At 35.5% G+C, this 24,793-nt stretch carries 19 protein-coding genes; 17 read left to right on the top strand and 2 right to left on the bottom strand.

What is annotated here, in order from left to right; translation table 11 throughout:
• Nucleotides 1-38 precede the first annotated feature (38 nt).
• The 15 genes from PEDSA_RS19005 (at nucleotide 39) to PEDSA_RS19075 (ending at nucleotide 15,994) form a co-directional block, all read left to right on the top strand.
• Complete coding sequence (locus tag PEDSA_RS19005) at nucleotides 39-545, top strand: Mpo1-like protein (RefSeq protein WP_052305832.1); 507 nt, start codon at nucleotides 39-41, stop codon at nucleotides 543-545.
• A 778-nt stretch (nucleotides 546-1,323) separates the two neighbouring features.
• The gene (locus tag PEDSA_RS19010; protein ID WP_013634796.1) at nucleotides 1,324-3,003 is read left to right on the top strand and encodes a GMC oxidoreductase; all 1,680 of its coding nucleotides are present in this window, start codon (nucleotides 1,324-1,326) and stop codon (nucleotides 3,001-3,003) included.
• Between the two features lie 100 nt (nucleotides 3,004-3,103).
• Entirely contained in the window at nucleotides 3,104-3,676 is a 573-nt protein-coding gene (locus PEDSA_RS19015) for a gluconate 2-dehydrogenase subunit 3 family protein (protein WP_013634797.1), read from the top strand.
• A 6-nt stretch (nucleotides 3,677-3,682) separates the two neighbouring features.
• Nucleotides 3,683-4,828, top strand: coding sequence for a Gfo/Idh/MocA family protein (locus PEDSA_RS19020; RefSeq protein ID WP_013634798.1), 1,146 nt, complete (start codon nucleotides 3,683-3,685; stop codon nucleotides 4,826-4,828).
• Between the two features lie 62 nt (nucleotides 4,829-4,890).
• Nucleotides 4,891-5,943, top strand: coding sequence for a sugar phosphate isomerase/epimerase family protein (locus PEDSA_RS19025; protein ID WP_013634799.1), 1,053 nt, complete (start codon nucleotides 4,891-4,893; stop codon nucleotides 5,941-5,943).
• A 5-nt stretch (nucleotides 5,944-5,948) separates the two neighbouring features.
• Nucleotides 5,949-6,329, top strand: a complete 381-nt coding sequence (locus tag PEDSA_RS19030) for a c-type cytochrome (RefSeq protein WP_013634800.1) — start codon at nucleotides 5,949-5,951, stop codon at nucleotides 6,327-6,329.
• Nucleotides 6,330-6,334: 5 nt separating this feature from the next.
• The gene (locus PEDSA_RS19035) at nucleotides 6,335-7,015 is read left to right on the top strand and encodes a 3-keto-disaccharide hydrolase (RefSeq protein ID WP_013634801.1); all 681 of its coding nucleotides are present in this window, start codon (nucleotides 6,335-6,337) and stop codon (nucleotides 7,013-7,015) included.
• Between the two features lie 60 nt (nucleotides 7,016-7,075).
• Entirely contained in the window at nucleotides 7,076-8,308 is a 1,233-nt protein-coding gene (locus PEDSA_RS19040) for a nucleoside permease (RefSeq protein WP_013634802.1), read from the top strand.
• Between the two features lie 16 nt (nucleotides 8,309-8,324).
• A complete protein-coding gene (locus PEDSA_RS19045) occupies nucleotides 8,325-9,191 on the top strand; it encodes a hydroxypyruvate isomerase family protein (RefSeq protein ID WP_013634803.1) in 867 nt (288 codons plus the stop codon).
• A gap of 160 nt (nucleotides 9,192-9,351) precedes the next feature.
• On the top strand, nucleotides 9,352-12,201 hold the full coding sequence (locus PEDSA_RS19050; protein ID WP_013634804.1) for a TonB-dependent receptor: 2,850 nt from the start codon (nucleotides 9,352-9,354) through the stop codon (nucleotides 12,199-12,201).
• Nucleotides 12,202-12,300: 99 nt separating this feature from the next.
• Nucleotides 12,301-13,620, top strand: a complete 1,320-nt coding sequence (locus PEDSA_RS19055; RefSeq protein WP_013634805.1) for a hypothetical protein — start codon at nucleotides 12,301-12,303, stop codon at nucleotides 13,618-13,620.
• Between the two features lie 281 nt (nucleotides 13,621-13,901).
• On the top strand, nucleotides 13,902-14,204 hold the full coding sequence (locus PEDSA_RS19060) for a hypothetical protein (protein WP_041537167.1): 303 nt from the start codon (nucleotides 13,902-13,904) through the stop codon (nucleotides 14,202-14,204).
• 2 nt (nucleotides 14,205-14,206) lie between these two features.
• Complete coding sequence (locus tag PEDSA_RS19065; RefSeq protein WP_041537168.1) at nucleotides 14,207-14,791, top strand: hypothetical protein; 585 nt, start codon at nucleotides 14,207-14,209, stop codon at nucleotides 14,789-14,791.
• A gap of 40 nt (nucleotides 14,792-14,831) precedes the next feature.
• On the top strand, nucleotides 14,832-15,347 hold the full coding sequence (locus tag PEDSA_RS19070; protein WP_013634808.1) for a M10 family metallopeptidase domain-containing protein: 516 nt from the start codon (nucleotides 14,832-14,834) through the stop codon (nucleotides 15,345-15,347).
• A gap of 143 nt (nucleotides 15,348-15,490) precedes the next feature.
• Nucleotides 15,491-15,994 carry a hypothetical protein gene (locus PEDSA_RS19075; RefSeq protein WP_013634809.1) on the top strand — a complete coding sequence of 168 codons (504 nt, stop codon included), beginning with the start codon at nucleotides 15,491-15,493 and terminating at the stop codon, nucleotides 15,992-15,994.
• 236 nt (nucleotides 15,995-16,230) lie between these two features.
• On the opposite strand, the gene PEDSA_RS19080 is transcribed toward PEDSA_RS19075, so the two are convergent.
• Entirely contained in the window at nucleotides 16,231-17,538 is a 1,308-nt protein-coding gene (locus tag PEDSA_RS19080; protein WP_013634810.1) for an OmpA family protein, read from the bottom strand.
• Between the two features lie 274 nt (nucleotides 17,539-17,812).
• Between PEDSA_RS19080 and PEDSA_RS19085 the strand changes: the two genes are divergently transcribed.
• On the top strand, nucleotides 17,813-21,913 hold the full coding sequence (locus tag PEDSA_RS19085) for a hybrid sensor histidine kinase/response regulator transcription factor (RefSeq protein WP_013634811.1): 4,101 nt from the start codon (nucleotides 17,813-17,815) through the stop codon (nucleotides 21,911-21,913).
• Between the two features lie 124 nt (nucleotides 21,914-22,037).
• On the opposite strand, the gene PEDSA_RS19090 is transcribed toward PEDSA_RS19085, so the two are convergent.
• A complete protein-coding gene (locus PEDSA_RS19090; RefSeq protein WP_013634812.1) occupies nucleotides 22,038-23,072 on the bottom strand; it encodes an endonuclease/exonuclease/phosphatase family protein in 1,035 nt (344 codons plus the stop codon).
• 203 nt (nucleotides 23,073-23,275) lie between these two features.
• Between PEDSA_RS19090 and PEDSA_RS19095 the strand changes: the two genes are divergently transcribed.
• Nucleotides 23,276-24,793 carry a sulfatase family protein gene (locus PEDSA_RS19095; protein WP_013634813.1) on the top strand — a complete coding sequence of 506 codons (1,518 nt, stop codon included), beginning with the start codon at nucleotides 23,276-23,278 and terminating at the stop codon, nucleotides 24,791-24,793.

A 24,793-nucleotide genomic window follows, 5' to 3' on the forward strand; every position in this document is an offset into this window, starting at 1 on the left:
GCGGTGACATTAACATGTCATCGCTTATTATGTATAATATGAAGCAGAAAGTAGAAGAACAAAGGAATGTAGATAAAATGTTATCAGATTATGGAACTTACCATTTTAATCAAGCTAATTTTATTATTCAGGTAATTTTTCTGCCATTGCTTATTTTTAGTTTAATGGGCTTAATTACGGCTACTCCGTTCCCATATTTAGCTTTTTTGGGTAAATACAATATGTTTATAAATTGGTTTTCAATTGTATTAGCACTGGCTATCTATTATTACTTAAAACAATCTCCTTTACTGTCCTATATTATGCTTTTTACATTTGGTGCGCTATACTTTTTTATAGTTCAATTGGAATATGTGGAGCAGGCTGGGGGGATTAAATTATGGGAAATAAGTTTGCTTATTTTTGTGGTTTCTTTGCTCTTCTTATTATTAGGAAATCAAAATGAAGAACATAAATTGCCGTTATCCCAATTTTGGAAAAAAATTATTATAGGACCTATCTGGTTATGGAGCCTGGTTCTTAAGCGTTTCAATTTGAAATATTAGGTTTACAAGATCTGGTGTTTTTTTATATACCCTTCCGATCATTACGCGGTTATGATAGAACTGAAATTACCGAAGTAATTTTTGTGATATTAATTAATTCTTTATCCTAGTCTTTTACTAATAGAGGCTGGGATTTTTAAATGTTCAGGAAACTAAATTTAACACGTAATAATCATTGCCGATTTTATTCATACAAGCTTAATCTACAATTTTTACTTAAGTAATAGTGTTTGTTCTCTTTTGCAAGGGTAAAAGTACTTTTTTAGTGTGATAACTGTGGATCGAGTTAGGTTTATTAACAGCGGATTTATAATGTTCTAAATTTAGTAGTTTTCCTATTTGTGCTTTAAAAGAACTACTAACCTATTAGATATACTGAATTTTTGTTGATCGCTATTTCTTTTTGTTTTTATTTCTTTTTTTATTAATTTGATTTTCGTTTCTTTTTGTTTTAGGTGATTGTTGAAATAGCAACAGATTAAGCGAGGAAAATCTGTTTAAGCGGCAGAGAAATGGTCCACATTGTTTATGGAACTGTTTTAAAGGCAGTAAATAATTTTTTGAATACTTATTGTGAAAAGTACACTTTGTGTTTTGATTCGTAAATATTTAATATTAATTTCAGTCCGAATAAACCGATTTTAAAATATAATAAATGGTTGCTTAAGGATTTAGTGCTGTTTTAAAATAGAAACTCAATTTCTATTGCTTTATTTAAATCAGAACGTCACCTCAAAACAACAAATTTGTATAAGATAAAATGTAACCTAAATAAAAAATGGCGAAAAATGTTTATGATGCAATAGTCATTGGATCAGGAATTTCTGGCGGATGGGCAGCCAAAGAGCTCACAGAAAAGGGACTTAAAACAATTGTTTTAGAAAGAGGGCGAAATATAGAGCACATTAAAGACTATACAGCGGCTACCAAAGCGCCCTGGGAGTTTCCTCATAGAGGAAGAAGGACACAAGAACTTATCAAAGAATACCCGGTATTAAGCAGAGATTATCCTTTAAATGAGAAGAACCCGGACTTTTGGGTAAACGAAAAGGAATCTCCATACGTAGAGGTTAAAAGGTTTGACTGGTTTAGAGGTTATCATGTTGGTGGGAGATCATTGATGTGGGGAAGACAATCTTACCGTTGGTCTGATCTTGATTTCGAGGCAAATCTGAAAGAAGGGATTGCGGTTGACTGGCCTGTTCGTTATAAAGAAATAGCGCCGTGGTATAGTTACGTTGAAAAGTTTGCAGGTATAAGTGGCTCAAAAGAAGGATTATCCCAACTTCCGGATAGTGAGTTTTTGCCGGCAATGGAAATGAACTGTGTAGAAAAAGATGTTGCTGCGCGTATAAAATCGAATTTTAACGGTTACAGGGATATGATTATCGGTCGTGTAGCTCATGTTACTGGTCCGCATTTAAACAGAAGCAATTGCCAATATAGAAACAAATGTGTTTTAGGTTGTCCTTTCGGTGGATATTTTAGTACGCAATCTTCTACATTACCTGCTGCCATGGCTACTGGTAATCTCACGCTGCGACCTTTCTCTATTGTTACAAGAATATTATATGATAAGGATACAAAAAAAGCAACAGGAGTAGAGATTATTGATGCTCAAACCAACGAAACTATAGAATACAAAGCTAAAGTTATTTTCGTTTGTGCTTCTACGTTAAATTCTACCTGGGTACTTATGAATTCTGCAACAGATGTTTGGGAAGGTGGATTAGGAAGTAGCAGTGGTGAGTTGGGACACAACCTGATGGATCATCACTTCAGAACGGGAGCTTCGGGAGAAGCAGAAGGTTATGATGATAAATATTATTTTGGAAGAAGACCTAATGGAATTTATATTCCCCGATTCAGAAACTTCAGAGACGATAAACGTGATTATTTAAGAGGTTTTGGATATCAGGGAGGAGCTAGCAGAGATGGTTGGAGCCGTGAAATTGCAGAACTAAGTATAGGTGCTGAACTTAAAGAAGCTTTATCTCAACCGGGGCCGTGGAAGATGGGAATTACCGGATTCGGTGAGATTCTTCCATATCACGAAAATCGTATTTCCTTAGATAAAAATGTCAAAGATAAATGGGGATTACCTGTTTTAGCTATTGATGCAGAAATAAAGGAAAACGAGAAAAAAATGCGTATTGATATGGCGAATGATGCCAAAGAAATGCTGGAAGCAGCAGGACTTAAAAACGTTCGTACACATGATTCAGGATATGGGTTTGGACAGGGTATTCATGAAATGGGAACAGCAAGAATGGGACATGATCCAAAAACGTCTGTTTTAAATAAATATAACCAGGTTTGGGATGCTAAAAACGTATTTGTTACAGATGGTTCTTTCATGACTTCCGGAGCTTGTGTTAATCCCTCCTTAACTTATATGGCGTTTACTGCAAGGGCCGTAGATTACGCGGTTTCTGAATTAAAGAAAAAGAATATTTGATTTATTGTAATCGATGTTTTTGATTGGCAGATGTGTAAATTGTCGCTTCTCAAAAATATCGATTTGATAAGAATGGATGGTTAATGACCATGACTAAATTATGAACAGAAGAGAAGCGATATCCTCCGTAGCGTTCTTGTTGGGAGGAACAATTATTGGCAGTCAGGCTTTTATTTTAAGTGGTTGTTCATCTTCAATTAAAGATGTGCAGGATCTGTTTTCAAAAGAAAACATACAGCTTATGGATGAAGTGGCCGAAACTATTATTCCGAAAACATCTACACCTGGAGCTAAAGATGCTAAAGTGGGTGAATTTATGGCGATAATGGTTAAGGATTGCTATAGCGAACCAGATCAGAAAACGTTTATAGACGGCCTTCAAAAGATAGAGGATATTTCTAAAAAGAATTATTCTAAAAACTTTGTCGATTGTAGTCCGGAACAGCGTAAGACAATTTTAGAAGGTTTAGATAAAGAACAAAAAGAATATCAGCAGACAAAGAAAGAAGAAGATCCTCAGCATTTCTTTAGAATGATTAAAGAACTGGTGTTGTTCGGTTACTTTACTTCTGAAGAAGGCGGAAATCATAATTTGACATATGTAGAAGTTCCTGGAAGATTTGATGGGTGTATTCCTTATAAAAAAGGAGATCCCGTGTATTTGAACCCTTAATTGAAGATGAGAAAATTAAAGTTAGCAATGATCGGTGGTGGTCCGGGCGCTTTTATCGGAGCGGTCCATAGGATAGCCGCTAGGATGGATAATTTATATGATATTGTCGCTGGCTCTTTTAGTAGCTCAGCAGAAAAATCAAAGATAACAGCCAAAGAATTAGGTATATCTCCTGATAGAGCTTATGCAACTTATCAGGATTTAATTAATAAGGAAAAGCAGTTGCCGGAAGACGTCAGAGTGGATGTTGTTTGTATTGTTACCCCGAATCATCTGCATTTTGAGCCAGCAAAACTAGCTTTAGAAAATGGCTTTCATGTTATTTTAGACAAGCCAATAACCCTGGCACTATCAGAAGCTAAAGAATTGAAAAAGCTTCAAAAAGAAAGTGGGAAAGAGCTTTTACTTACCCATACCTATACGGGGTATCCAATGGTTAAAGAGGCTAAACAACAAATAGCCAGTGGTGCTCTAGGGAAAATCAGGAAAGTTTATGTAGAATATCCACAAGGGTGGTTAAGTAATGCGGTAGAAAGTAAACAAGCCGACTGGCGAACAGATCCTTCTAAAAGTGGTATAGCAGGTGCTATGGGAGATATAGGAACACATGCTTTTAATCTGGCTGAATATGTTAGCGGACTGGAAGTCAATAAGCTTTGCGCAGATATCAATACAGTAGTGCCTAACAGAAGGCTAGATGATGACGGCGCTGTATTGCTTAGGTTTAATAATGGAGCGAGCGGAGTACTGATGGCTACTCAAATTGCAGCTGGAGAAGAAAATAAGGTAAAAATCAGGGCGTATGGAGAAAAAGGTGGTTTGGAATGGCATCAGGAAGATGCTAATTCATTAATGATGAAATGGCTTGATGCTCCCGCTCAAATTTTTAGAACTGGTGGAAGTTATGTGAGCTCTTTTGCTTCTCACAATACAAGAACTCCGGCGGGTCACCCGGAAGGATATTTAGAAGCCTTTGCTAATTTATATAGGAATTTTGCACTAACTGTTCTGTTAAAGAAAGAAGGAAAAGAGGTGCCAAAAGAATACCTGGATTTTCCTGGCGTTGAAGAGGGTATTAGAGGCATGGCTTTTATAGAAACTGTTATCGCTTCTGGAAAATCAGACGAAAAATGGGTTGAATTAACTATTTAATATTGAGTAGTGTGTAGCGTATAGAGATTACGTATTACTTAATATTCATACTTCTTAATATGATGAAAACAATTAAAGGGCCTGGTTTATTTATTGCGCAGTTTATTTCGGATACTGCTCCACATGATAATCTGGACAACATCTGTAAATGGGCAAAGGGCTTAGGTTTTAAGGGACTGCAACTACCTACTTTGGATGCAAGATTTATAGATTTAAAGCAGGCAGCTGAAAGTAAAACATATGCAGATGAGCTTAAAGGTAGAATCAATTCGCATGGTTTAGAAATAACCGAACTTTCTACGCATTTGCAGGGACAACTGGTAGCAGTGCATCCTGCGTATAACGAATTATTTAATGCATTTGCCCCGCAAGAATATCACAAAGATTTTAAAGCCAGAACAGAATGGGCTATTCAACAGCTTAAATATGCAGCGAAAGCTTCCAGAAATTTAGGTTTGGATGCACATGTTACCTTTAGTGGAGCATTGCTTTGGCCTTATGTTTATCCGTGGCCACAAAGATCTCCTGGGTTGGTAGAAGCTGGTTTTGACGAATTGGCGAAAAGATGGAAACCCTTATTGGATGTTTTTGAAGATAATGGAGTTGATCTTTGTTATGAATTGCATGCAGGAGAAGATTTACATGATGGCGTTAGTTTCGAGATGTTTCTGGAGCGGGTAAATAATCATCCAAGGGCTAATTTGTTATACGATCCCTCTCATTTTATTATTCAGTGTTTAGATTATCTGGAATATATCGATATCTATCATGAACGTATAAAAATGTTCCATGTAAAAGATGCAGAGTTTAATCCTACCGGGAGACAGGGAGTTTATGGTGGTTATCAGAACTGGGTAGACCGGGCCGGAAGGTTCAGGTCTTTGGGAGATGGACAGGTAGATTTTAAGTCTATTTTTAGTAAAATGGCACAATATGGATTTGAAGGTTGGGCTGTTTTAGAATGGGAATGTGCGATTAAGCATCCTGAAGATGGAGCTAAAGAAGGCGCTCAGTTTATCAAAGATCATATTATCAGGGTTACCGAAAAGGCTTTTGACGATTTTGCCAAATCCGGAGGGAATGATAGTTTCAACAAACAAATTTTAGGTATATAATTTTTATGAAGAGAAAGTATTTATTAATGCCGGTCCTGATTTTTCTAATATATGCATGTGGTGGACAAAGTAATCAGCAAGCAAATAACACAGCAGGGTCAGATACAAAAGCCACAGCAGTAAAGCAAGAGCATAAAGGCAAACAGCTCATCGCTAAATCTGATTGTTCTGCATGTCATTCTGATAAAAATAAAATTGTAGGGCCATCTTATACAGATGTGGCAAACAAGTACGATAATACACCTGAAAATCATCAATATTTAACTGAAAAAATAGTAAAAGGAGGCTCAGGGGTTTGGGGAGATGTGCCTATGACACCACATCCACAACTTAGCGAAGCTGATCTTAAAGAAATGGTAAATTATATATTCACATTAAAACATTAGACTAAATGAAGAATTTTTTGTTCTTGCTTTCTATGATATTTGTGACCAGCTCTTGTAGCGCACAAAAAACTAATTCCCAATGGGAAAACTTGTCAAGTCCGGATAAATGGCATACTTATGGCAAAAACGAAGTGACAAAAGCCTGGCAGTTTGAAAATGGTGTCTTATATTTCAATTCTAAGATTACGGACAAATCTCAGAAAGGCAATTTGATAACAAACGAAGCGTTTGAAAATTTTCATTTACAGTTAGAGTGGAAGATTTCACAAAAAGGCAATAGCGGAGTTATATTTTTGGTTAACGAAGATATTTCGAAATATAAAGAACCTTATTTAACAGGGCCGGAAATGCAGGTGCTGGATAATGATGGGCACCCTGATGGTAAAATATTTAAACACCGGGCAGGTGACTTATATGACTTAACTCCATGTAAACGTGAAACAGTAAAGCCTGTTGGAGAATGGAATAAAGCTGAAATCATATTGAAAAACGCCAAACTTACTTTTATTCTAAACGGAGAGAAAGTTGTCGAAACAACAATGTGGGATGACGCCTGGAACAAAATGGTTGCAGAAAGTAAATTTAAAGCTATGCCGGACTTTGCAAAGTATAAACAAGGTAAAATCGCTTTACAGGACCATGGTAACGATGTCTGGTATAGAAATATCAGAATTAAAAGATTGTAGTTGTTGAGTATTAAGTATCAAGAGCTAGCAAATAAAATCAATTTTAACCAAACCTAAATCATGACAAGTATTAATCGTATCAAACTATCATTTATGATGTTCCTCGAGTTTTTCATCTGGGGAGCATGGTTCGTAACATTAGGGACTTTTTTGGGTAGTAATTTAAACGCTGGTGGCTCGCAGATAGCAGCAGCTTTTTCTACACAATCTTTTGGTGCTATAATAGCCCCATTTATTATCGGCTTAATAGCAGACAGATATTTCAATGCCGAAAGAATATTAGGTGTTTTACATTTGGTTGGAGCCTTTCTGATGTATCAGATGTTCAATTCGCAAGATTTTGCTGCTTTCTATCCTTATGTATTTGCCTATATGGTGGTTTATATGCCAACTTTAGCTTTGGTAAATTCTGTGTCATTTAATCAGATGAGCGATCCGGAGAAGGAATTCTCAAATATAAGAGTTTGGGGTACAATAGGCTGGATAGCTGCCGGACTAACAATCAGTTATGTTTTTCATTGGGATTCGGCCGAAAGTATATCATCCGGCTTTCTGAAAAATACATTTATGATGGCGGGTATAGCATCGTTAATACTAGGCTTATTTAGCTTTACTTTACCAAGAACGCCACCAAAAGCTAATAAAGAAGAAAAGATAAGTATAGCTGGAATATTAGGTTTGGATGCTTTGAATTTATTGAAAAGCAGGGACTTCCTGGTTTTTTTTATCTCATCAATTCTTATCTGTATACCGCTGGCCTTTTATTATCAAAATGCAAACCCATTTTTAACCAATGTAGGACTGGAAAATCCAACCGGAAAAATGACAATAGGGCAAATATCCGAGGCGTTTTTCTTATTGTTGCTTCCTATATTCTTTAAAAAATTCGGTTTTAAGAAAACCTTAATGGCCGGTATGCTGGCCTGGGTATTAAGGTATGCGCTTTTTGCTTATGGCGATGCAGGTTCAGCTTCCTGGATGTTAATCTTAGGTATTGCATTGCATGGTATCTGTTATGATTTCTTTTTTGTATCGGGACAGATATATACTAATGCAAGAGCTGGCGAGCATGTGAAAAGTGCTGCACAAGGATTAATAACCCTTGCAACTTATGGTGTAGGGATGTTAATTGGATTCTGGGTGGCTGGAATGGTGACAGATAATTATAAAATAACGGATGGTTCCTTTAATTGGAACATGATCTGGTTAATTCCGGCAGGTATCGCTGCAGTGGTTCTATTGTTATTTGCAGTTACATTCAGAGAAAAGAAGGAAAAAATATCTGGTGTTTAGGATAAATTAAAAGATAATGACTAATAGAAGGCAAGTAATAAAAAATGTAATAGGAGGTGCTGTTGCTGTTGGTACAACAGGACTTCTATCTTCTTTTGATAAAGCCGAACAGATGAAACTCAAGGGAAATATTAACCATGCGGTATGTAAATGGACTTATCAATATCTTGGATTGGAGGAACTTTGCATAAAGGCAAAGGAAATGGGGATTAAAGCTATAGATCTGGTTGGTCCGAATGAATGGGATATCTTAAAAAAACATGGTTTGGATTCCAGTATGTGCAATGGAGCCGAAATTAATCTGGTGGATGGCTTTGCTGAACCGAACTTTCATAAAAAGCTAATAGATAGCTATACAGAAATGATTCCGAAGGTAGCTAAGGCGGGATATAAGAATTTGATTTGCTTCAGTGGAAACAGACGAGGTATGGATGATGAGAAAGGGATTAACAATTGTGTCGAAGGTTTAAAAAAAATCATTTCGCTGGCTGAAAAGCATAATGTAATGCTGGTTATGGAATTGTTAAATAGTAAAATTAACCATAAAGACTATTTTGCAAGCAGAACCCATATAGGCGCCGAAATTGCTAAGCGACTAGGATCTGAAAGCTTTAAATTATTGTATGATATTTATCATATGCAGGTTGATGAAGGAGATGTAATCAATACAATCCGAACTTATCATCCATATATTGGACATTATCATACAGCAGGTGTACCTGGAAGAAATGAGATCGATGAAAATCAGGAACTTTATTATCCTGCAATTATGAGAGCAATTGTAGCTACAGGATTTAAAGGATACGTGGCACAGGAATTTATTCCCAAAAAGAAAGACAAGCTGGAATCGTTGAGAGAAGCCATTCGGATTTGTGATGTTTAGAATATATTAAGATAATATTTAGCCCCTTCATCTATCATAAGGGGCTTTTTTATTTGTTTATAATACCTAAGTTTTTAATGATCAAAGGTTAGGAGTGTTGTTAATATTGTTTTAACATATTAGTTATAGATAGTTAATCCTATGGTAACAAGTCGGTAATATGCTCATAATACTTTTGCAACAATTAAATAACGCAAAAGTGAATAAAAGACAATTTAACACATTTAGTATAGTAGTTCTTATACTAGTGCTTTTTACTTCGAGTTTAACATTTGCTCAGAACGCAAAGATAACAGGTAAAGTTGTTGATAAGGCTAATGGAGAAACACTTATTGGTCTTGCGGTGGGCATAGAAGGTTCCACAAAAGGTACGCTTACCGATGTGGAGGGAAGATTTACTTTAACAGGTCTTACTGCCGGGAAATACAATCTGACTTTTAGATATTTAGGATATCAGGCAAAAACAATTACAGCTGTAGAAGTCAAAGCCGGACAGGTTACTACTTTGGATGTCCAAATGGAACAATCTGCAACACAAGCTTTAAAAGAGGTGGTTGTTACCGCATCTTATAAGCAGGAAACAGTTGGAGCGTTGTATGCCAAGCAAAAAAACAATATTAGTATATCTAATGGCATCAGTTCCGATCAAATTAAAAAATCTCCAGATAGAAATACTTCTGAAGTACTAAAAAGAGTAAGTGGAGCTAGTATCCAGGATAATAAATTTGTTGTCATCAGGGGGTTATCTGATAGATATAATTCTACATTATTAAATGGAGCGGTATTACCAAGTACAGAACCAGATAAGAAAGCTTTTTCATTTGATATTATACCATCCAATCTCATAGATAATCTTATAATTAGCAAAACAGCATCTCCAGAGCTTCCGGGCGAGTTTGCGGGTGGTGTAATTCAAGTAGTAACAAAAGATATACCTGATCAAAACTATATTTCACTAAGTGTTGGGGCAGGTTACAATACACAAAGTACTTTTAAGGACTTTAATCTGGGAGAGAAGAAAAATGGTGAGTTTTTAGGTTTTGTAAATTCTGAAAGAAATATCCCACAAGGTGTGCCAAAAACCATAGCATTCCGTACTGCGGGGGCTCAAGAGAAAATTAATGCAGGGAAATTATTTGACAATTCATTTAATACAAAATCATCAAAGGGAGTACCCTCTCAAAATTATCAATTGAATTTGGGACTTCAGAAAAGTTTTGAGAATGATGGGAAATTAGGACTTATCTTCTCTCTGTCACAAAGAAATGGGGAATCTATTTCTAATTCTGAGAGATATGATTATGAATCAAATTATAAGCAATTTGATTTTAATGATAGGATATTTAAGTATAGTACTTCAAGTGGGGCATTGTTGAATTTAGCATATGTTAAAGGAAATAATAAGATAGCTTTAAAAAATCTATATAATATATCTTTAGATAACTCATATACTTCAAGATACGGTGTTCAAATAGCTGAGCAAGATTCTATTAGGGGTAATTCACTCGATTTAGTAAGTAAGTCTTTATTAAACAATCAATTAGAGGGAGATCATAAGTTAAATTGGAAAGACGTAAAGGTAAATTGGAATATGAATTATTCTTATACCGAAAGGAATCAGCCAGATTTAAAATCTTTGAACTATAGATTGGATTACGATCAGGGTGCAACAAAATATGAAGCGATAGTACCTAATGGCACAGCATCTCGTACTGATGCTAGTAGATTCTTCTCCAATATGACGGAAGATAGTTATGGGGGAGCATTGAATTTCACAATTCCGTTTAATTTATTTAATGAAAAAAGTTCAGCAAAATTAGGGTTCTTAAAGCAATATAAGTTAAGAGATTTTGCGGCGAGAAAGTTTGGATATATACGTAGCAGTTACGGAACTTTTGATCAGAATCTTTTGTACTTGCCTATGGATAAGATATTTGAAGGTCAAAATCTCAATCTTAATGGTTTTATTATGGATGAAGGAACTGAAAATGCAGACAAATATGATGCAACTTCGGATCTAAATGCTGGTTATATACAATTTGATAATAAAATTGGATCTAAAACTAGAGTTATTTGGGGAGTAAGATTGGAAGATAGTTATCAACTAGTTAACACATTTGATCCTTCAGGTAATAAGTTAAAAGTTGAAAATACATATTTAGATGTATTGCCTAGTCTAAATTTAACTTATAGCCTTAATGATAAAACAAATATCAGAATTGCGGCCTCTCAAACTGTTACCAGACCGGAATTAAGAGAAATGTCTAGGTTTGGCTTCTTTGATTACATTTCAAAAAGAATATTACAAGGAAACCCTGATTTAAAAAGAAGTCAGAATACGAATCTAGATTTTAAATACGAAATTTATCCAAGCAACGGTCAAATATTATCATTCTCTGCATTTTATAAAAACTTCCAAAATCCGATCGAGCAAATTGTTTCATCAGGTAATGGTGGGAAAAATGTAAGCTTTCAAAATGCTAATTCAGCAAATACCTATGGTTTTGAAATTGAGGCAAGAAAAAACTTAGAATTTTTAGGAAATAAAGACTTCCTTAAAAATCTGACAATTTATACGAATGCATCTTTTATTATATCAACGGTCAATTTAAATTCTTTGGTCTCTGAGGTAACATCCAGAGCTCTACAAGGGCAATCTCCATATCTTTTAAATGCAGGTCTGCAATATGCTTCGCCTAAAAATGACATGGCTTTTAGTTTATTATACAACAAAATTGGCCCTAGGATAGCGGAAGTTGGTTATGAAGGTTATGCTGATATTTATGAAAGAGGGCGAGATATGTTGGATTTTCAGATTAGCAAGAACTTTTCAAAAAGATTTGAACTCAAATTGAATGTGTCGGATATTCTAAATCAAAAGCAAATATTCTATCAAAACAACGATAGCAAAAAGACTTACGATGCATCTAAAGATAACTTAATGAATGCTGTTAAGTATGGTTCTGGAATATCACTTTCTCTTAAATATGATTTGTCTTTAGGTAAATAACTGTAATTGTTAATTTCTTAACAAGGATTTTATTTAAACATAATAGTTTAGAAACACATAGGAAACATAGCTGATTTATTTTTATAAAAAATTAAAAACATGAAAAAAATTAAATTTTTAGCGCTTCTAGCAGTTTTAGCAATTTCTTTTTCATCTTGTAGGAAAAGTAATGATGAAGAACAAAATATAGTTAAAGAACCGCAAGAGATTTCTGGAGATATAACTTCTAATATGAAATTGACAGCTGATCGAGTATGGGTATTGGATGGGTTTGTTTTTGTGAAGAATAATGCTGTACTCACTATTGAACCGGGTACTCTAATTAAAGCTAAAGTAGGACAAAAAAGTGCTTTAGTAATTACACAGGGGTCAAAAATTATGGCAGAAGGTACTGCTCAGAAACCTATTGTTTTTACATCTGGCAGACCTGTAGGAGAAAGAGCTCCTGGAGATTGGGGAGGAATCGTTTTAATTGGTAGAGCTTCAACCAATAGAACCACTCCACAAGCGATAGAGGGAGGTTTAGGACTAACTTATGGTACAGAGAAAATAGATGATGACAACTCAGGTATATTGAAATATGTGAGAATAGAATACGCGGGTATTGGAACTAATGATAGCGAAATTAATGCGCTTACATTTTACGCTGTAGGTAGCGGAACAACTATAGAGCATATTCAAACGTCTTACGCAAACGACGATGCCTACGAGTTTTTTGGAGGTACCGTAAATGCTAAATACTTAGTAGCATATGCAACAGCTGATGATGATTTTGATTTTGATTTTGGATACAATGGTTCAATCCAATTCGCGGTATCATTAAGAGATCCTAAATTTGTTGACGCTGGAGACGCAGGTAATGGAATTGAGTGTGATAACGATAAAGATGGTACAACTGCTACTCCCGTTACAAAACCAAGATTATCTAACTTTACAATAATAGGTCCTAATAATGCAACGGGTACAGCCTCAAATCATAATTATGGTAATAGATGGAGAAGAGGAACTCAGTTTGTTTTCAACAACTCAATTTTGTTAGGAAATCAAAAAGGTGGTTTTTCTATTGAGTCTGACATTACAGCAAACTCCTATAAAAATGGTACTTCAGAGTTTAAAAATAATATTATTTCGGTTGTTACTGCTCCATTTTTGAGTACCTCAACAGCTCTTAGTGCTACCGACATGCAAACAAAAGCTTTAGCTGAAGGAAATATTATTGTGCCTACAGCAGAAATTAAAATTAACTCTCCTTTTAGTTTAACTGCACCTAACTTTTTACCATTGACTGGCTCATTGGCATTATCTGGTACTTTTGCAGCTACAACTAATGCAACCGCTGTAAACTATAGAGGAGCTTTTGGAACAACTGATTGGACAGCAGGTTGGGCGAGCTGGACACCACAAACTAACGTGTACTAAGACTTTTTATAAGTAATCCTAATTATATATTAACAATGAAAATCCGTTCCTTTTTAGGGCGGATTTTTTTGTTTTAGATTGGATGTTTAACTATCAGTAATTGCTGTGAATTTTCTATAGTTATGTTATCTCGTTTACTATAGAAGAATAATAGTTACTGAAAAGCTCACAGTCTTTAGTGTGAAAGTATAAGAAATATTGTTTCTTATAATAATGTGGTATTGGTGTTTTTTTACATTAAATTAATCTAAGGGTAATGTGTGTTTTTTTATTTTCAGAGCATGAAAAAGAAAAAACTTATATTCCTCAAGATCTCTATGTTAGCAATTTTAGTCAGTTCGTTATTGACAGGGTGTAAAAAAAATGAAACGGAAGTTGCCATAGGGCCTATTAATGTACAAGAAGATTATAAAAACGAAAAGAGGTACCTCTCCATTAGTACATCAATACCTATTGATAAAGTGGTGTACGACTCACAAAACGAGCAGTTTATACTTGATGGTTGGTATAAAATAAGTTTAAATGAGGTACAAGAAATATATGCTCGGTCTAATGAATATAAACTTAAATACGAGAATCAATAGAAATGAAAAATGTATTTATATTCTTAATTGTATTTTTCATGGTTGAAAATGCAAAGGCTGTAATCGGTTTGTCAGAATTTAGTATACAAACTCAATATTTATCTGATGGAAAACTTAAGGTTAACAATGAGAAAGTTACGACGGCATTTAAAGCTGAATTCATTTTGTCAAGAGATTTATTGTCAAGCGGTCAGTTTGAGGCCGGAAATTGTACAGTTTCAATAATATATACAGAAAGCCCCAATTATATAACACAGGCTACTTCAAATAATAATTACGAAAATGATCCATCTACTATAGTTTTAGCAACTAAAAATGTAACTAGCTCAGATTATAATAATGGAGCTGTGGCATTGATGGTTGATTCAAGAGGAAAATCTACTTCTTGTATTTTGCCTGCGAGTAAGTTTTTAGGGAAGATTTTGCTAAGAATTAAGTATTATGACACTTCTTTATCTCGGGATATTACAGTCTATTCAACCACAAGATATGAGATTTACGTCCCACATTTGACTAAAATTCAGTCGATGGGATTTTCTATAAGTGGAATAAAAGACTTTAATAGCACATATTACGGTAGATGTTGAAATAAAAGGCGACAATGGAGTCTTATTAAGTAACACAGCGATGGTGGCTGCTTATCCGAGTGGCAATGGAAAGCCTGGAGAGGTGATTCTTGTGAATGAAGATTTTAATCAAAATCCGGAGCAAGCTACTTGGAATTTCATACATGCAATTGCGCATAGTCTAGGTCTTAAGCATGCGGTTAACAATTCGAGTTCCATTATGCATAGAGGAGATTTTAGAAAGAATTTCCCAAATTTTAGTAATTCTTTTCCAACTAGCTATGATGAAATTAATATTTCATCAATGTATCCTATAAATATTAATAGCATAATTCAACCGAGTATTCGTGGATATAATGGAGTTTTTAGTTTAAGCTATGTGTCAATAGAGGATGGAATATCTTATCATTGGAAAATAATTGGTACAAGCGGTAGCCCTTATTTTTATGAAGAAGTTGGAACTAGTACTCTTTCGGATATGTATTTAGCGAAAGGTAATTATAGAGTAGAATGTACAATATCTGGAACCAAATATTTAACGTCTGTCACAGCAACAAAAAATATCTCAATTCAATAATTGGTTAAATATATCTTGAATATTAATCCGTTCCTTAAATAGGGCGGATTTTTTTGGTTAATTAAACGTAAAGCTTAATGTAAATTTAATATTGCTTATGTTACAAAGCAGTAATTGTTGCGTATTGTCTGAAAGCATAATTTATGAAAAAAGTATTATTAATTGCTATTACAGGCTTTATAAGTTTAGGGGCTTGTAAAAAAGGTGAAACATTACAGATAGATGAAAGCAATCTTACTCAATGCGAGGATAATGCTGAATGTTCTTTTTCTTATTTTTTAAATAAAGATTTAGAAGGTCACGATGTTAAAGAGGGAAAGTTAAGATTATTTACATTTGAGAATACGTGGGCTTCTGGCTGTGGTATTGTTGATAGGATATATGTGAAAGTCCCGATGAATACAAATAGCTTCTATTTAAAAAATGAAGATATACAAAAGGGTAAAATCATTTATGTATCTATTTGCCCTTGCTGCCTTCAGGTGCCATTAGAAATAACAGCGGGATATGTTAAGGGGAAATCGCTAACGAAGGATATTAATGGGAAATGGATTTTAGATATGGAAATAAAAATGGCAAATAAAGAAAGCTCGCAAGTCATAAAAACTATAAGAATAAAACAGTATTTCAACCCCATTACTAATTAACGCACTATCTGCTCAATTTTTATTGGAGTCAGATCTATCGGAGAACATTTGAAATAGGGGGGCTACTACTTTGAATATAAACCAAGGGGATTTAATGAAATTAAAATTAATCAACGATTCAGATCCAACTATATATGATCTAACTCATACTTTTTATATTACTGAATATTGATTGGGAAAAAACAAATCCGTTCCCTAATATCAGGAACGGATTTGTTTAACGAAGTGTGACTCCATTAATACAATGTAAATTCTACACGTCTGTTTTTCTGACGTCCTTCTGCTGTTTTATTAGAAGCGATTGGTTGGGTTGGCCCGTATCCTGTCGCTTCTATCCTGGAAGCGTTGGCTCCCTGACTTACCAAATAAGCTTTTACAGATTCAGCTCTTTCTTTAGATAACCTCATGTTTAATTCCATAGAACCTGTATTATCGGTATGTCCCGCTAGTTTTAAGCTGAAGTTTTTCTCAACCAATAGTTGTGCAACTCTATTTAAAGTAGCATAAGAAGTAGAACGGATTGTAGCTTTCCCTAAATCGAATTCCAGGTTTTTAATTGCTTCATCTACAATTTTGCGGTCGGCTTCGGTAACTACAATTTTCTCTCTTACAATTTCGCGAGGACCTGTCATTGGACAACCAGCGCCATCTACTACAGTACCACTAGGTGTTCCCGGACATTTATCGAATTTATTTGCTACGCCATCTCCATCGTCATCGCCCATGTCTCTGGCATATTGCTCGCGGTCTCTGGCTGCATTTTGTTCGGCGGTAGATAAGGCTCTTCTTAGATCTTCACTTTCAGCTGCGGTGCGTTTTCTTAAATCGGCAATAGGGCTGTAATGAATTAATTGCGGATTATTGCTATTACCGATAGCAAATTCTAAACCGGCATGAGCATAAGAGAAATTGTCGTATTTTCTCGAATCAAGCCCATCGAAATTTGCCGATTTAACAAAGTTAACGTCATAACCTAAGTCTAAATTAATTCCTTTGGCGATACCAATTTTAAATCCGGCACCTACAGGAATAAACCAATCTTCAGAATATCCTCTGGATCCTGGAGCATTCGTAACATCAGAGTTGGAAGACATATAACCTGCACCGGCTTTCAAGTATGGGGAGAAGTATCCATTTTCGTTATTCATGCTGAAATTAGCCAGGGTTAAATTTGCAGTTAAAGCTGCAGACCATTCAATATGAGATTTAAATTTCGAATTAGGTATATAGCTGGAAGTTACAGCATCCCATTGTCTGATTCCTTCAACGTGACCAGCAAGGAAATCGGCCTGGATACCAAAGGCTGGAATAATTTGCTTTTTGATATACCCCCCATATCCCCAATTTTCTGTAGGGGCCTGATAGTCATTATTTGCGCCTCTAAAAATAGTATAAGGGGTTAGAACGCCACCATGGGCGCCAATAGACCATGTTCTGAAATTTTTGGTAGAGAACCTGTCGGTCTCAGTTGATATTGTCTGTGCAGACAATTGCGATAATGTACCGCATAGGGCGAGCATTAAAGCGGGTTTAAGTGTTTTCATAATTAATAAATGTTAAAAATGTGATAATTGTATATACATCAAACAAGCTAAAGAAATACTTTTGCCAAAAAAGCTGTGTTTTGTTGTAACTGTCTGATGTTTTGACTTTTATGAATATATTTTCTGAGAATGAATCTGTTCTTGTTTCGTTTTTTTGTCTATTAAAAAAGACACTTTTGTTAAAAAGGCACTATGTATTATTTCTAATGTATTTGCTTTCTGCTATTGAAATCCATAAGATATCTTGTATTTTTATCTATCCGTTAGGAATCAAATGAAAAAAATTGTATTGTTTTTTTTAGCCTGGATATGCACCTTAAACGTCTTTGCTAAACTTTCTTTTGATCACATTTCCGTAATTGATGGGCTTTCCCAGAGTACGGTATTATCTATCTGTAAAGATAGCCGGGGCTTTTTATGGCTGGGAACCAGGGATGGCTTGAACAGATATGACGGAAAAACCATAAAGCAATACAAAAATGATCCTTTAAATCCTAACTCGCTAATTTCTGATGATTACATATATGCTATTGCTGAGGATCAGAATCAGAAATTATGGGTGGGGACACAAAAAGGAATTAGCTATTATTCACCCGAAACGGATTCTTTCGAGCAGATAGATTATAAAAAGGCGGGAAAAAATGATCCGCAATCTTTTGCCATTTTGCAAATATTACCTGCTAAAGATGGGAAAGTTTGGTTTGGTACCAATGATGGACTCTTATATATAGAAAACACAACATCCAGAAAATTTAAAGCTTACAATAAAACTAACGGGTTAGCTGGAAACGAAGTTTATGCTGTATTTGCCGATGATATAGGTAATATATGGGTGGGTACGGTAACCGGGCTTTCTAAATTAAGTCCCACAGCGAATAAGAAAAGCTATACCATAAAGAATTATTTTAATGACAAAACCGAATCCAATTCAATAGGAGCAAATTTTGTGCGAACAATAGCACAGGATAATAAAGGGCAAATTTGGTTTGGTACGGAAAAGGGCGGGATAAGTCTCTATCAGTCCAATACAGACGATTTTAAAACCTACACCACTAAGAATTCCCGATTAAACAATGATATCGTCAGAAAGATTTACGTTGCTAATGACGGAACGATGTTAATTGGTACCATGAATGGTTTATGTGTTTACAATCCATTTTCTAAAGATTTTCAGGTTTACCATCACAATCCGGACAACGATAAAAGTATAAACGATAATTCTATTAAAGACATCTATGAAGATAATAACGGATCAATCTGGATCGGCACAAATTTCGGCGGAGTAAATGTAGCTCATCGGAATACACTTACTTTTGATATTTATAATTTTAATACTTTCAATACAAACAGCATCAGCGGAAACCTGATCAGTGTGCTGGCCAGAGATAAAGATGGAAATCTATGGATTGGTACAGAAGGCAGGGGATTGAATTTTTATAACACGAAGACCAGAAGATTTACAAGGTACGGAAATCAGGAAAGTAACACAGGCAGTATTGGCTCCAATACCATAAAATCCATTCATGTAGACAGAAAAAATAACGTATGGATTGGACTGTTTGAAGGTGGATTGGAGCTTTTTAATCGAAATACTGGTGGATTTGTCCATTACAGACCAAACTCAAATAATCCTCAAGCCTTAAACCACGGATACATCAGTGCTATTGATGAAGATGTGGACGGTAACATCTGGATAGGTACTTCTACTAAGGGATTGAATATTCTGGATCCAAAGACAAATGTTTTCTCGCATATCAATAGCAATACCAAAGGCAGGAACCTGAATAGTGATTACATAAAAGATATCTTAGTTGATTCCAAAGGTAATATATGGATAGGTACGGTTTCGGGAATAAATTTATTAAGAAAGGGATCATCAGCCTTTGTTCAGATTTTAAAGGGCGAAAGCGGATTGGTTACTAATTACATCAATTGTATCCAGGAAGACGATAAAGGAAATATCTGGGTTGGAACGCATAAGGGAGGGCTCAGCCTTTACGATCCTCAAAAAAAGAAATTTAGAAATTATAATAAAGCCGATGGACTGATTAGTGATAATGTAGTAGGTATCAATTTTGATCTGGAAGGTAACGTTTGGATAAGTACAGATAATGGACTTTCCGTTTTAAATATCCAAAAACAGACCTTTAAGAATTTTGATATGAATGACGGTTTGCCGAGCAGCGAGTTCAGCGTAAAGTCGACCCTGAGGGACGCGGAAGGAAATCTGTATTTCGGAACTTATAACGGTTTAATTTCCTTTAAGCCGGAAGACATCGCTTTTAATAGTAACCCTCCTAAAATAGTCTTCACATCATTAAAGCTGTTTAACCAGACTGTTAAAGTAAACGGAGAAGACGGAATTCTGGATAAGGATATTTCTTTCCAAGACAAATTGGTGTTTAAAGCAAGTCAGAACATTTTTTCAATTGACTTTATCGCTTTCAACTATATCAATTCCAGTAGAAATAAGTATGCATATAAATTAGAAGGCTTTGAAAAGGAGTGGAATTACGTAGATAACCCATCAGCAACTTATACCAACTTACCCGCAGGGACCTATAAATTGCTGGTAAAGGCGGCTAATAATGATGGTATTTGGACAGATCAGCCCAAAGAATTAACTATTAAGGTTTTACCGCCAATCTGGAAAACCTGGTGGGCATATTTAATATATGCCATACTTTTTGTAGTAATCTGGTATCAGATCAATAAATTCCTGCGCAAACAGCAAAAGCTGGAAACCGATCTTTATTACGAACAACTTAATCATGAAAAGCAAGAAGAGCTCTATCAGAGCAAACTGGAATTCTTTACTAAAATATCTCACGAGATCAGGACGCCCTTGACATTGATATTTGCACCATTAGAACGGCTGATAGCGTCTACCAAACAAGACCCTGCTTTAAATAAACAGCTTTATAGCATTAAAAATAATACCGAGCGTTTACTGCATTTAATCAGCGAACTTCTGGATTTTAGAAAAATAGATACCGGAAATCTGAAGTTAAAGCTTGTAATAGTAAGCCTGGAAAACTATTGCCGACAAATTTTCGATTCTTTTAAAAGTCAGGCTCAGACTAAACATATCGATTTTAGTTTTGAAGCGAATAGTGAGTTGTTTGTTAGGGTGGATATCCACCAGATGGAGAAAGTCTTTTTTAACTTGTTGTCCAATGCTTTTAAATATACTCAGGAAGGTGGCAGCGTAAAATTACGTTTAAGAAGCAACCAGGATTTTGTTTTTGTAGACGTACAGGATAACGGAACCGGAATTCCGAAAGAGGATCAGGAGAAGATATTTGATAATTTTTACCAGAGTAAGAATGAAACGGTGAAGAGTGCGGGTTGGGGAATAGGTTTGGCTTTGGCTAAAAATATAGTCGATCTGCATGGCGGCGATATATTTTTAGACAGCAGAGTTAAAACGCAAGAAGAAACTGGTTTTACCTGTTTTACGGTAAAATTAAATCGGGTATATGCCACCGAAGGTCAGCTGCTGGAGGTTGATCAGGAATTACCATTATTATCGGCTATTAGTTTAGAGGAGGACAGGTTAATAAAAGAAGAGCAAATTGATAAAACCAACGATAAAGATCGTATGCATACGGTTTTGGTGGTGGAAGATAATGATGAGTTAAGAACTTTTTTGGCACAATCTCTTTCCGGGGAATATCTGGTATTGGAGGCAAGGGATGGAGTAGAAGGTTTGGATCTTGCACTTAAAGAGGTGCCGGACATTATTGTGTCAGATGTAACTATGCCAAATATGGATGGTATGGAATTTTGTAGTCTGGTAAAGAAAAACGAAGTCAGTAGCCATATTCCTGTAATTATGCTTACAGCGATGGCTTCTCACCTGCATCAGGTTGAAGGTTTGGAGTCCGGAGCAAATATTTATCTAACTAAGCCTTTTAGTGTTCAGCTATTAGAATTACATATCAGAAACCTGATTAATTCAGCAAATGCTTTAAAAGAGAAATTCAGTAAGCAGGTGATGCTGATGCCAAAGAATGTGGAAATTGAAGATCCGGAAGAAAAGTTTCTAAACAAATTGGTGCAGATTGTAGAAGATCACATGGAAGATTCCGATTTTAACGTATCTACTTTGGTAGATAAGATTGGAATGAGTCAAACGGTGCTTTACAAGAAAATAAAGGCTCTTACAGGAATGACTATAACAGATTTTATTAAATCGTTACGTTTAAAAAGAGCGGCACAGTTGTTAGAGCAACGAAAACTGAACATTTCTGAGGTAGCGTATTCTGTTGGTTTTAATGATCGGAAATATTTCAGTAAAGAATTTAAAAAGCAATTTGGAAAGTCGCCCTCAGAATATATTGGGGAAAAGTCTGAAGGTAAAGATGACGAGTAGCAGGTTTTTGGGGTTGCTAAGACAGTTTTGTTTTTCCTATCAACTTATTAACTTCTTACAGCAACTATTCTCTTTCCAGATCATTAGATATCATTCTAATGATCTGGAAAGAAAAAGATCTGGTTTAATTAATCTTAAAAGTCGCAATTACAGCCCGATGGTCCGTTGGCCAAATTCCTTTAGGCAGAATCAAAGGATCTTTTGTCTTTTCTAAAATAACTTCCCCAAAAGCAATAGACTCTTGCGGACCAACCATTGCTATGTTTTTAAATTTTAGTTTGGGATTTGGATAGTAAAAAATATAATCAATTCTATCTCTGTCATCAGATTCCGGAGCCCAGACAAGTTTCTTGAAATCTACATTTTTATTGTAAACAGGGAACGTAATACCTGGATGTGTAATGTTGTTTGGATATTTTTCACGGTAAGCATCAATAAAGTTATTCGCTTCCAGCCTAGCTGGTACAGACCAGCGAACGGCAACCTTTCTTTCAAATAAATGCTTTGTGTTTTCTGTCCAGTCCAGATGGGAAGGTTCGTTAAAATCACCTCCTAATATTACCAGTCGACCCTGTTTACTTTCCTTAAAAGCGTCATTTATAAAAGCCTTGATAGCTTCATCTCTTTGCGACATTAAATTGTCTTTGAGTATACTATCTACATTTAAAACGGGTTGTTCTAATTTTTTCCATGTAGAACTATGGTATCCTCTTGAAAGATAATTCGCTGCATACTTATAATCTAAGTGAGCGGTATAAAAAGCTACCTGTTTGCCTTTTAAACTGATGATGGCTTTATAAAGCGATCCCTGGTCATCCTTTTCCGGAAATATTGTTTTATGATCTATTATGGGATATCTGGATAAAATACCCGAATCATAACTATAAAAGCTATAAAACTTCTTGCCTTGTTTTGCCAAAGCATCTGCAATTTTTTCATTAAATTTAGTTTGCCCGTAATTTCGTACTTCGCTAAAGGCTATCAGGTCAGCATCCAGTCTGATAATCTCGTCTACTATAGCCGAAAAACCGCCGTCTACAGTTGTTCCCTCCTGCCAGATATTAAACTGTAGAACTTTAAACTCTTGTGCTTTTGCAATATTCTGAACCGAGATTGTCAACACTGTAATTAGTATTATAAATAGCTGTTTTTTCATCATCTGTGTTTATAATTGATTATTAAAGAAATCGAATAAAAGCTTTGCAAACAAATGTGATGTGTTACGGAGATATAAAATCATAAAAATTACCCCTAATTCAACCAATTTATAATACTCCTTATTATTGATTTAAGGGAATATTTGAAAAAGCATCCTTTAAACCTTTGTTTAAGGAAGGACCTAAATTTATAATAATAGCAGAGATGAGAATTTTCGAGATTTTTACGTTACTATTTATTTCCTGTGCATTTCTTTCCCAGGCACAACAGAAGCCTAATATCGTATTGATTTATACGGATGATTTGGGCTATGGCGATTTGAGCTGCTACGGAGCAAATAAAATCAGTACGCCAAATATTGACGCGCTGGCCAGTAAAGGGTTAAAATTTAATAATGCTTTTGCCACATCATCTACTTGTACTCCTTCACGCTTTTCTTTACTTACAGGTAAATATGCCTGGAGAAAATCGGGGACCGATATTGCTCCCGGTGATGCTGCACTTATTATCCCAACAGATATCAATACTTTGCCAAAAATGCTACAACATGCCGGATATAAAACGGCTGCAGTTGGTAAATGGCATTTAGGATTAGGTCCTAAAGGAGGGCCAAACTGGAACGGAGAAATAAAACCAGGACCACTGGAAATTGGTTTTGATTATTGTTTTCTGATCCCTGCGACAGCAGACCGTGTACCTACCGTGTACATGGAGAACAGACATATTATAAATCTTGATCCAAAAGATCCTATTCAGGTTAATTACCACAGTAAAGTAGGAAATGAACCTACGGGAGAAGAAAACCCGGAGTTGTTGAAGATGAAATTGAGCGATGGTCATGCCCAAACTATTGTAAACGGAATCAGTAGAATCGGTTATATGACAGGGGGACATTCTGCAAGATGGAAAGATGAAGATTTAGCGATTGATATCACCAACAAATCCATCGAATTTATGGAGAAGAATAAGAATAATCCTTTCTTCTTGTATATGGCTACCAATGACATTCACGTACCACGCTCTCCGAATGAGAAATTCGTGGGCAAAAGCGGATTAGGTCCTCGTGGAGATGTTATTTTGCAGTTAGACTGGACGGTTGGTAAGGTTGTAAAAGCATTGGACAGCCTGGGTATATCAGACAATACCCTGATTATTTTTAGTAGTGACAATGGCCCTGTGTTGGATGATGGTTATGCAGACTTTGCCAATGAAATGCTAAATGGTCACCAACCTGCTGGTATTTACAGAGGCGGAAAATATAGTGCTTACGATGCCGGAACCCGAGTACCATTTATCGCTTATTGGCCGGGTAAAATTAAACCGGGAGTAAGCCAGGCTATGCTAAGCCAGGTAGATTTGTACCACTCGTTTGCTAAAATGAATAATCAAAAGCTGGCAGCTGATGATGCACCGGATAGCTTTAATATGCTGAATGTCCTTTTGGGTAAAGACACCAAAAAAGGCAGACCATATATAGTACAACACGCCATGAACGGTACTTTGTCTTTGATAGAAAACGGTTGGAAATATATAGAGCCTGCAGAGGGACCTAAAATACTACCAGTAACTAACATAGAATTAGGGAATTCAAAAGAACCTCAATTATTCCATTCAAAGGTAGATCCTAAAGAAGAAAATAATGTTTACCAATCTTATCCTAAAGTTTTAAGTAAGATGGAAAATAAGTTGCAAGCAATCAAAAATAAAGAAGTTACCAGATAA

The sequence above is a fragment of the Pseudopedobacter saltans DSM 12145 genome, from assembly GCF_000190735.1.
GTDB lineage: Bacteria > Bacteroidota > Bacteroidia > Sphingobacteriales > Sphingobacteriaceae > Pseudopedobacter > Pseudopedobacter saltans.

What these genes read in the sequence shown, in the direction of transcription:
- PEDSA_RS19040 (WP_013634802.1), top strand. Translation starts at nt 7,076, where the DNA reads ATGACAAGTATTAATCGTATCAAACTATCATTTATGATGTTCCTCGAG.
- PEDSA_RS19080 (WP_013634810.1), bottom strand. Translation starts at nt 17,538, where the DNA reads ATGAAAACACTTAAACCCGCTTTAATGCTCGCCCTATGCGGTACATTA.
- PEDSA_RS19055 (WP_013634805.1), top strand. Translation starts at nt 12,301, where the DNA reads ATGAAAAAAATTAAATTTTTAGCGCTTCTAGCAGTTTTAGCAATTTCT.
- PEDSA_RS19035 (WP_013634801.1), top strand. Translation starts at nt 6,335, where the DNA reads ATGAAGAATTTTTTGTTCTTGCTTTCTATGATATTTGTGACCAGCTCT.
- PEDSA_RS19090 (WP_013634812.1), bottom strand. Translation starts at nt 23,072, where the DNA reads ATGATGAAAAAACAGCTATTTATAATACTAATTACAGTGTTGACAATC.
- PEDSA_RS19050 (WP_013634804.1), top strand. Translation starts at nt 9,352, where the DNA reads ATGCTCATAATACTTTTGCAACAATTAAATAACGCAAAAGTGAATAAA.
- PEDSA_RS19095 (WP_013634813.1), top strand. Translation starts at nt 23,276, where the DNA reads ATGAGAATTTTCGAGATTTTTACGTTACTATTTATTTCCTGTGCATTT.
- PEDSA_RS19060 (WP_041537167.1), top strand. Translation starts at nt 13,902, where the DNA reads ATGAAAAAGAAAAAACTTATATTCCTCAAGATCTCTATGTTAGCAATT.
- PEDSA_RS19025 (WP_013634799.1), top strand. Translation starts at nt 4,891, where the DNA reads ATGAAAACAATTAAAGGGCCTGGTTTATTTATTGCGCAGTTTATTTCG.
- PEDSA_RS19075 (WP_013634809.1), top strand. Translation starts at nt 15,491, where the DNA reads ATGAAAAAAGTATTATTAATTGCTATTACAGGCTTTATAAGTTTAGGG.
- PEDSA_RS19020 (WP_013634798.1), top strand. Translation starts at nt 3,683, where the DNA reads ATGAGAAAATTAAAGTTAGCAATGATCGGTGGTGGTCCGGGCGCTTTT.
- PEDSA_RS19030 (WP_013634800.1), top strand. Translation starts at nt 5,949, where the DNA reads ATGAAGAGAAAGTATTTATTAATGCCGGTCCTGATTTTTCTAATATAT.
- PEDSA_RS19070 (WP_013634808.1), top strand. Translation starts at nt 14,832, where the DNA reads ATGGTGGCTGCTTATCCGAGTGGCAATGGAAAGCCTGGAGAGGTGATT.
- PEDSA_RS19045 (WP_013634803.1), top strand. Translation starts at nt 8,325, where the DNA reads ATGACTAATAGAAGGCAAGTAATAAAAAATGTAATAGGAGGTGCTGTT.
- PEDSA_RS19015 (WP_013634797.1), top strand. Translation starts at nt 3,104, where the DNA reads ATGAACAGAAGAGAAGCGATATCCTCCGTAGCGTTCTTGTTGGGAGGA.
- PEDSA_RS19065 (WP_041537168.1), top strand. Translation starts at nt 14,207, where the DNA reads ATGAAAAATGTATTTATATTCTTAATTGTATTTTTCATGGTTGAAAAT.
- PEDSA_RS19005 (WP_052305832.1), top strand. Translation starts at nt 39, where the DNA reads ATGAAGCAGAAAGTAGAAGAACAAAGGAATGTAGATAAAATGTTATCA.
- PEDSA_RS19085 (WP_013634811.1), top strand. Translation starts at nt 17,813, where the DNA reads ATGAAAAAAATTGTATTGTTTTTTTTAGCCTGGATATGCACCTTAAAC.
- PEDSA_RS19010 (WP_013634796.1), top strand. Translation starts at nt 1,324, where the DNA reads ATGGCGAAAAATGTTTATGATGCAATAGTCATTGGATCAGGAATTTCT.